At 70.4% G+C, this 8,873-nt stretch carries 7 protein-coding genes; all 7 read right to left on the minus strand.

The features are described 5' to 3' along the window. Positions 1-41 precede the first annotated feature (41 nt). On the minus strand, positions 42-2,642 hold the full coding sequence (locus tag IFT36_RS05620) for a glycoside hydrolase family 2 protein (RefSeq protein WP_200412625.1): 2,601 nt from the start codon (positions 2,640-2,642) through the stop codon (positions 42-44). 44 nt (positions 2,643-2,686) lie between these two features. Further along, a complete protein-coding gene (locus IFT36_RS05625; protein ID WP_056046094.1) occupies positions 2,687-3,502 on the minus strand; it encodes an ABC transporter ATP-binding protein in 816 nt (271 codons plus the stop codon). Further along, the gene (locus IFT36_RS05630) at positions 3,499-4,416 is read right to left on the minus strand and encodes an ABC transporter ATP-binding protein (RefSeq protein WP_200412626.1); all 918 of its coding nucleotides are present in this window, start codon (positions 4,414-4,416) and stop codon (positions 3,499-3,501) included. Before IFT36_RS05630 ends, IFT36_RS05625 begins: the two co-directional genes overlap by 4 nt. After that, complete coding sequence (locus IFT36_RS05635) at positions 4,413-5,408, minus strand: ABC transporter permease (protein ID WP_082460275.1); 996 nt, start codon at positions 5,406-5,408, stop codon at positions 4,413-4,415. The genes IFT36_RS05630 and IFT36_RS05635 overlap by 4 nt, the downstream gene beginning before the upstream one ends. Positions 5,409-5,418: 10 nt before the next feature. Then, positions 5,419-6,408 (minus strand): ABC transporter permease, encoded by a 990-nt coding sequence (locus IFT36_RS05640; protein WP_123570318.1) that lies wholly within the window; start codon positions 6,406-6,408, stop codon positions 5,419-5,421. Positions 6,409-6,442: 34 nt separating this feature from the next. Further along, a complete protein-coding gene (locus IFT36_RS05645; protein WP_199736200.1) occupies positions 6,443-8,119 on the minus strand; it encodes an ABC transporter substrate-binding protein in 1,677 nt (558 codons plus the stop codon). A 472-nt stretch (positions 8,120-8,591) separates the two neighbouring features. After that, on the minus strand, positions 8,592-8,873 hold a 282-nt coding region (locus IFT36_RS05650; RefSeq protein ID WP_200412627.1), incomplete at its 5' end, for an ROK family protein.

Consider the following 8,873-nt stretch of genomic DNA (forward strand, 5'->3'; position numbering starts at 1 on the left):
GATTCCTCGCCGGACTCCCCCGCCCCGGACGACGGCCTCCCTCACCCGACCAACTCGTTCGCGGTACGCAACACCCGTTGCGTGACGAACTCCTCCCCCACGCCCACCACGTCGGACGCCACCATGAACACGGCCGCCTCGCCCGGCAGCAGCGTCACGAGCATCTCGTCCACGGTCGCGGCAGGGTCGACCTTGTCGACGAGCAGGGCCAGGTCACGCACGAGCGAACCCGCCGTCACCTCGACCCGGTAGCCCGAAACCTCGCCCAGCGCGGTCACCGACGTCGACAGCGACGCCGCGGCGAGCGCCGAGTCCCGCGGCTCGACCGGGAACCACAGCCCGCGGGTCACCCCGTCCACCGACGCCACGAGCAGCTCCGACTCCGGAGCACCGAACGCCGCGACGGCCGAGGGCACCGGCACGGTCGCCGTGTCGCGGGCCGCCACCGTGAGCGACATCTGCTCCGAGGCGAGGACGCGACCGTCGTACGCGACGCGACGCACCGTGACCGGGCCGGCCAGCGCCTCCTCGGTGTCGTTGACCACGACCACCGCGAGGCCGCCGTCCCGGGGCTGGATCGTCACGAGCCGGTCGGCGAACGCGTGCCGCATCGCGTAGAGCAGCGGCTTGCGCTGCCCGTCGCCGTCGACGGCGGCCCACGACGTCACCGGCCAGCAGTCGTTGATCTGCCACACCACGGCTCCCCTGCACCGCGGGGCGTGCGAGCGGAAGTGCTCGAGCGCCACCTGCACCGCGTTCGCCTGGTTCAGCTGCATCGCCCAGTGCCACGCCTCGATCTCGTCGGGCAGCCGGTAGTGCGCCAGCAGGCCGTCGGTCAGCTTGTCGTTGCCCTGCATGGCCTTCTGGTGCACGATCATGCCGGGCGACTCGGGCGTCAGCGGCTCGTCGTGGATCGCCCGGGTCATCGCCGACCAGGTGGGCGGCCCCTGCCAGCCGAACTCGGCCACGAAGCGCGGCACGACGTCGCGGTACGTCGGGTAGTCCTTGCGGTTCCACTGCTCCCACAGGTGGACCGACCCGTGGTCGGGGTCGCTCTGCGCCACGTCGAGGCTGCCCGACCAGGGGCTGCCCGCCGCGTACGGACGCCCCGGGTCGAGCTCGCCCACCAGCGCCGGCAGCAGGTCGAGGTAGTAGCCCAGCCCCCAGGTCGCCCCGTCGAGCCGGCGCTCCCAGCCCCACTCGTCGTGGCCCCAGATGTTCTCGTTGTTGCCCGTCCACAGCACCAGGCTCGGGTGGGTCATGAGCCGCGTCACGTTGTCGCGCACCTCGGCCTCGACCTCGCCGCGCAGCGGGTCCTCCTCCGCGTAGGCGGCACAGGCGAAGAGGAAGTCCTGCCAGGTGAGCATGCCGCGCTCGTCACACAGCTCGTAGAAGTCGTCGGACTCGAAGATGCCGCCACCCCACACCCGCAGCAGGTTCACGTTGCCGAACTCGGCCTGCTCGATGCGGTCCCGGTACCGGTCGCGTCCGATGCGGTGCGGGAACGCGTCGTCGGGGATCCAGTTCGCCCCCTTGATCCACAGCGGCTCGCCGTTCACCACCACCGTGAAGCTCGTGCCGACCTCGTCGGGCTCGACCTGCACCTCGACGGTGCGGAACCCGATCCGCGACGACCACTCGTCGAGCACGTCACCCGCCCCCTCCCCGTCACCCGAGGAGGCGCGGGTCGCGTCGACCCCGTCGCCGTCACCCCCCGAGGAGGCGCGGCCCGCGTCCCCGTCCCCTCCCCCGGTCACCGAGACCGTCACGTCGTGGAGCGGCTGCCCGCCGTGACCCCGCGGCCACCACAGCTCGGGGTCGTCGACGACCACCTGCACGACCGTGGAGTCCGCGCCCGGCTCGACCCGCGCCTCCTGGGTGACGTCCCCGACGGTCGCCCGGACGATCACAGGCTCGGCCGCGTCCCCGACCGACACCCCGGCGCGCTCGAGGTCGACGTGCACGTCGACGACGCCCCGCGCCCCGTCGACCGTCACGACCGGTCGGACCGACGCCAGCCGCACCGACGACCACGACTCGAGCGTCACCGGCTTCCAGATGCCCGAGGTCGCCGTGTCGAGCCCCCAGTCCCAGCCGAAGCTGCACGCCATCTTGCGGATCGCGTTGTAGGGGTGGTGGTTCACGTGCGGCCGGTAGCCGAGCGCCAGGCTCTGCGCGTCGGCGTAGGCCACGGGCGACCCGAAGCGCACCTCGAGGTCGTTCGACCCCTCGCGGAGCCGCCCGTCGACCCCGACCCGGTAGGTGCGGTGCATGTTGCGAGTCTCGGCCACGACCTCGCCGTTGAGCAGCACGGTGGCCACGGTGTCGAGGCCCGCGAAGACCAGCTCGTGACGGTCGTGCCCGTCGGGCCGCCAGTCGAACGTCGTCGCGTACGACCAGTCGGCCTGGCCGATCCAGGCGAGCAGGTGCTCGTTCGCGTCCAGGTACGGGTCGACGATCAGGCCGGCCGCCAGCAGGTCGGTGTGCACCGTGCCCGGGACGGTCGCGGGCACGTCGACGGCCGCGATCTCGGGAGGCACGGGGCCCGCGGTGCTGCGCAGGCTCCAGCCGGTGTGCAGGGGGCGGACGGCGCGCGGCGTCGCGCGGGTCGTGGTGCCGGTGGTGGTCTCGGTGGTGCTCATGTCGCTCCCAGCGATCGAGGGTGTGGCGTGGGGTCGGGCGAGGGTCAGGCGCGGGCGGCGCGCCGCTCGGCGATGCGCTTCTCGGGGTCGGGCGCGGCCTCGGCGAGCTGCTGCGTGTAGGGGTGCTGCGGGTTCAGGATGACCTCGTCGGGGGTCCCGCGCTCGACCACCTGCCCCTTGTACATCACGAGGATCTCGTCCGAGAAGTGACGGGCCGTCGCCAGGTCGTGCGTGATGTAGAGCACGCCGAGGTCCTCCTGCCGCTGCAGGTCGGCCAGCAGGTTGAGCACCCCGAGCCGGATCGACACGTCGAGCATCGAGACCGGCTCGTCCGCGATGAGGATGCGCGGCTCGGGCGCCAGTGCCCGGGCGATCGCCACGCGCTGCCGCTGCCCACCCGACAGCTCGTGCGGTCGACGCGCGGCGACGTCGGCGGCCGGGCCGAGCTGCACCCGCCCGAGCAGGTCGCGCACCTTCTCGTCGACCGTCGAGCGGGTCGCCTTGCCGTGCAGCAGCAGCGGCCGCGCCAGGTGGTGCCCGATCGAGTGGAACGGGTTGAGCGAGGCGAACGGGTCCTGGAAGACCATCTGCACGTCGCTCCGGTAGCGCCGGAGGGCCTCGCCGTGCCGGGGCGCGACCGCACCGTCGAGCACGATCGAGCCGCTCGTCGGCCGTTCGAGCTGCAGCAGCATCTTGGCGATGGTCGACTTGCCGCTGCCGCTCTCGCCGACCAGGGCCACCGTCTTGCCGGCCTCCAGCGTGAAGCTGACGTCGTCCACCGCACGCAGGCGACCCTTCTCACCCCGGCCCCCGCGCACCCGGTAGTCCTTGACGACGTTCCGGAACTCGAGCGTGCTCACGCCGCGCCTCCTGTGCTCGTGGCGACGGACGTCGCCCGTTCGTGCCCCGAGGAGGCGCGGGTCGCGCCGTCCTGGGCCGTCTCGTCGACCCCGCTGCGGATGAACGCCCCGCGGTCGCCCGTGAGGCTCGGGAACGACCCGAGCAGCTTCTTCGTGTACTCGTGCTGCGGGTTCGTGTAGAGCTCGGTGGACTCCCCGATCTCGACGATCTCGCCCGCGCGCATCACGGCGATGCGGTCGCTGATCTCGAGCAGCAACGGCAGGTCGTGCGTGATGAAGATGACCGCGAAGCCCAACTCGTCTCGCAACCGCCCGATCTCGCGCAGGATCTCGCGCTGCACCACGACGTCGAGGGCGGTGGTCGGCTCGTCCATGATCATCATCTGCGGGCCGAGGGCGAGCGCCATCGCGATCATCACGCGCTGGCGCATGCCGCCCGAGAGCTCGTGCGGATACGACCGGAGCCGGTTGCGGTCGACCCCGACGGTCTCGAGCAGCTTGCCCGCCCGCTCGACGCGGTCGGCCTTCTTCCAGTACGGCCGGTGGGTCTTGAAGACGTCCTCGAGCTGCGCCTGGATCGTCGTCACCGGGTTGAGCGCGTTCATCGCCCCCTGGAACACCATCGACAGCTTGTCCCAGCGGAACGCCCGCAACGCCTTGTCGTCGAGCTCGGGCAGCAGGATGTCGGCGCCCTCGGCGTCGTGGAAGACCACCCGACCGCCCGTGATCACGGCCGGCGCCCCGAGCAGCCGGTTGATGCCGTAGGCGAGCGTCGTCTTGCCGCAGCCCGACTCGCCCGCCAGCCCGAGGATCTCGCCCCGGGCCAGCTCGAAGCTGACGTTCTTGACGGCGTGCACGGGGTGCTCGACGGCGTAGTCGACGCTGAAGTCCTCGACGGTCAGGACGGTGCTCATGCGGTGGCCCCCTCGGTGGTGCCGGCGGCGGCCTCGGCCCGCGCCAGTCGCTTGCGGTCGGCCCGGCTGACGCCGGCCCGGGTCTGGTCGCGCAGCTTCGGGTTGATGATCTCGTCGATGGCGAAGTTCATCAGCGACAGCGCACACCCCAGCAGCGCGATCATCAGCCCCGGCGGCACGAACCACCACCAGGCGCCGAGTCGCAGCGCGAGCCCGTTCTGCGCGAAGTAGAGCATCGAGCCCCAGGTGAACTGGCCCGAGACGCCGAGCCCCAGGAACGACAGTCCCGCCTCGGCGAGGATCGCGAAGATCACCGCGAACAAGAACTGGCTGGCCAGCACGGGCAGCACGTTGGGCAGGATCTCGACGGCGACGATGCGCCAGGTCTTCTCGCCCGACACCCGCGACGCGGCGACGTAGTCGCGCGACCGCAGGCTCAGCGTGATGGCGCGCAGCACGCGGGCGCTGGCCGCCCAGCTCGTGATGACGATCACGAAGGCGATCACCACGAGGCCCTTCTGCGGCACGTAGCTCGACACGATGATGGCGAGCGGCAGGCCGGGGATGACCAGCACGACGTTCGAGAACAGCGAGAACGCCTCGTCGACGAACCCGCCGACGTAGGTGCCGATGACGCCGAAGACGATGGCCAACGCCATCGCGACGACGCCGACCAGCACGCCGATCAGCAGCGAGCCGCGGGTCGCGTACGCCAGCTGGGCGAAGACGTCCTGCCCGGTCTGCGTGGTGCCGAGCAGGTGCTCCCCGCTCGGGGCGCTCAGGCCGACGTCGCTGATGGCCTGCGGGTTCTGGACGACGAACGGGAAGACCAGGCCGAACAGGGCGATGGCGGCGATCATGCCCGCCCCCACCCAGAGCTTGGGCGTCACGTGCGGGAAGACCCGCTTGAGGCCCTTCCGGCCGGTGCCCGCGCCGCTGTCGCCGGTGGGCGAGTTCGGGTCGGCGAGCTGGCCGAGGTCGATCGTGGACATGCTCGTCGTCCTAACGCTTGGCGCGCGTGCGCGGGTCGATGAAGCCGTACATCAGGTCGACGATGAAGTTCGTCCCCAGCACGGCGAGGGTGATGACCAGGAAGATGCCCTGCATCAGCGCGTAGTCGTTGTTCTGCGTCGCCGTGAAGAGCGCGTTGCCGATGCCCGGGTACGAGAACACCTGCTCGGTCACGATGGAGCCCGACACGACGAACCCGAGCGAGATCGCGAAGCCCGCGAACTGCGGCAGCACCGCGTTGCGGGCCGCATAGCTCTGGCGGATGCGCATCGGCGACAGGCCCTTGGCCTCGGCGGTGACGATGTAGTCCTCGCTGAGGGTCGACACCATCATGTTGCGCATGCCGAGCAGCCAGCCGCCGACCGACGAGATGATGATCGTCAACGCCGGCAGCGTGCCGTAGAGCACCGCGCTCTGGACGAACGTCCAGTTGAGCCCCGGCGTCGCCTCGTACACGTTGTAGCCGCCCGACAGCGGGAACACCCGCAGGACGCTGCCGAACACGTACAACAGGATGAGCGCGAGCCAGAAGTACGGCACCGCCTGGAACATCGTCGTCACCGGGATGAAGTTGTCCAGCACCGAACCGCGCTTCCACCCGGCGAGGGTCCCGAGACCCACCCCGAAGACGAACGACAGGATCGTCGCGATGCCGATCAGGGCGATCGTCCACGGGATGGCCTGGCCGATGATGGTCGACACCCCGGCCGGGAAGTACGACACCGAGATGCCGAGGTCCCCCCGGGCCAGGTTGCCGAGGTACTGCACGTACTGCGAGAACAGGGGTTCGTCCGAGTCGGAACCGAGAAGGAGGCGCAGGCTGGTCACGGTCGCCTCGCTGACCGGTCCCTTCTGCTGCATCTTGGCCAGCAGGATGTCCACCGGGTCACCGGGCAGCAACCGCGGGATGAAGAAGTTCAGCGTCAGGGCCGCGAACAACGCGACCGCGTAGAAGCCGACCTTCTGCGCGACGTACCTCATCCGCGCCTCCTGACCTTCTCGGTCCCGACCACGATCACTTGAGCTTCAGGTTCAGGACGGTCTGGGCGTTGTCCCAGGTCTTCCACGTCGCCGGGAAGTTCTCGGTGTCGTCGTCGCCCGTGGGCCAGCCGGTCACCTTCGCGCTGTTGAACTCGGTGAGCGTGGACTGCAGCAGCACGGGGATGTACGGCATGTCCGCCACGATCTCCTTCTGGATCGTGAAGTACTGCTCGGTCTTCGCCGCGACGTCGTCGGTCTGCTCGGCCGCGACGATCGCGGCGTCGACGGTCGGGTTCGAGTAGCGGGCGAAGTTGTTGATCGCCTGCTCGCCCACCGGCGAGGTCGTCGTCGAGTCGAAGTTGCCGTTGTAGAGGTAGTACGGGTCGGTCGAGGGGCCCTGTCCGAGCGAGTCCATCGTCAGCTGGAACTGCCCGTTGTTGCGGGCGGCGACCCACTCGTTGTACGACTTGGCGCTCTGCGTGATCTCGATGCCGACCGCGCGCAGCTGCTCGGCCATGGCGTCGATCGCCGCGATGTAGTCCGAGTAGCCGGTGACGACCTGGATCTCGAGCTGCAGCTTCTGGCCGTCCTTGGCGTAGATGCCGTCCGACCCCTTCGCGTAGCCGGCCGACTGCAGGAGCGCGTCGGCGCCCTCGGTGTCGGCCGTCATCGGCGTCTCCTTCTCGACGTCGGGGCTGATGTAGTCGTCGTCACGACCGAGGGTCATGAAGGTCGGCGAGATCTGCTTGTTCGTGCCCGAGAAGGCCAGGTCGTTCAGCTGGTCGCGGTTCATCGCCTTGTAGATCGCCTGGCGAACGGCCGGGTCGGTCTGCGGCCCCGTGCAGCCGAGGTCGGCGTTCGAGCAGGTCATCAACGTGATCTGCTGCAGCGGGGTGGCGACGTAGCTGACGTCGGGGTTGCTGCCGAGCACCTTGTCGGCCTCGGGGATGAAGATGCTCGACCAGTCGAGGTCGCCGCCGACGATCGCGTCGGTGGCCGAGGTGTTGTTCGCCAGGGCGATGTACCGGATGCTCTTGACCTCGGGCTTGCCCGACTGCCAGTAGTTCGGGTTCGCCTTGTAGACGTAGCTCTGCGGGGTGAAGGTGTCGAGCATGTACGGCCCGGTGCCGATCGGCTTCTCGACCGGGTCGGTCGCGATGTCGGAGAGCTTCGAGAAGACGTGCTCGGGCACGATCGCGGCCTGGCCGAGGATGTCCGGGCCCTTGACGAACGAGGTGTCGGCGAAGGTGAAGACCACCGTGTCGTCGTCCGTGGCCTCGACGGTGCCCTCGAAGCCGACGCGGTTCAGCTCGGGCTTGTCGAGCATCGTCTGGAACGTGTACGCGACGTCGTCCGCCGTGAAGTCCTCGCCGTCGCTCCACTGCACGCCGGTGCGCAGGTCGACGGTCAGCTCGGTGCCGTCGTCGTTCCACTCGTACTCCTCGCCCAGCATGGGCTTGGGGTCGGCGCCGGTGAGCACGTTGTAGTAGAAGAGCTGCTCGTAGAGCAGGCCCTGCGAGGTGCTGTCGGCCGTGGCCGAGAACGGGTTGAAGTTGGCCGTGAGGTCGCCCGCCGGGCCCGTGTTGGCGGTGATGCCGCCTTCGTCGCCGCCGCTCGAGGCGGTGCAGCCGGTGAGCGCGAGGCCCGCGGCGGTCGCGAGTGCGATCGCACCGAACCCGACCCGTCGGCGGTTGGTCATGGAGAGAGGCATCGTCGACCCTTCGTCGTGCCAGGCGCCGTCGCCTGGTCCCGGGTCTTTCTTAGACGACTTACGTAAGCGAGTCAAGAAAGTCGTGAGGACGTGTCGGGATCGTGACCCGCGCCTCCTGCGGTGCCGCGACGAACCACACCGGCCCGACCCGCGCTCGCCCGGCCCGCGCTGGCCCGGCCCGCACCACACCACGTTTCGTGCACAGCACCCCGACGAGACGCGGTGCGCTGCACGGAACGCGGCGCGGCGCGGAGGCAGGTGGGCCCGCCCGGGCAGCGGGGGCACGCTGCGCGGCGTACCTCCCCACGCACCACACCGCGTTTCGTGCACGGCACCCCGACTAGACGCGATGCGCTGTACGACACGCGGCGCGGAGGCGTGTGGGCCCGCCGGGGCAGCCGACCGGACCCGGTGCAGTGCACGACTCGCGGTGCCGAGGAGGCGCGGGCCGGGTCCGGGCACCGTCGCGGGGTCAGCGCGAGATGGCGCGTTGCACGACGAGGGCGGCCGCACCGATCGCGGCCGCGTCGCGCGGGTCGGTCGAGACCTCCACCCTCGTGGTGTGCACGCCCCGCGAGAACGCCGTGCGGGCCAGGGCCTCGACGGCCGCCCGGGCGTAGATCGAGCCGGCGACCGCGACCCCGGGACCGCTCAGCACGACGCGGTCGAGGTCGAGCAGGTTGGCGAGCGTGACGACCCCGGCGGCGAGCTGCTCGGCGGCGCGCGTGACGAGCCCGTCGGCCGCGGCGTGACC

The organism is Frigoribacterium sp. CFBP 13605 (assembly GCF_014839405.1).
GTDB lineage: Bacteria > Actinomycetota > Actinomycetes > Actinomycetales > Microbacteriaceae > Frigoribacterium.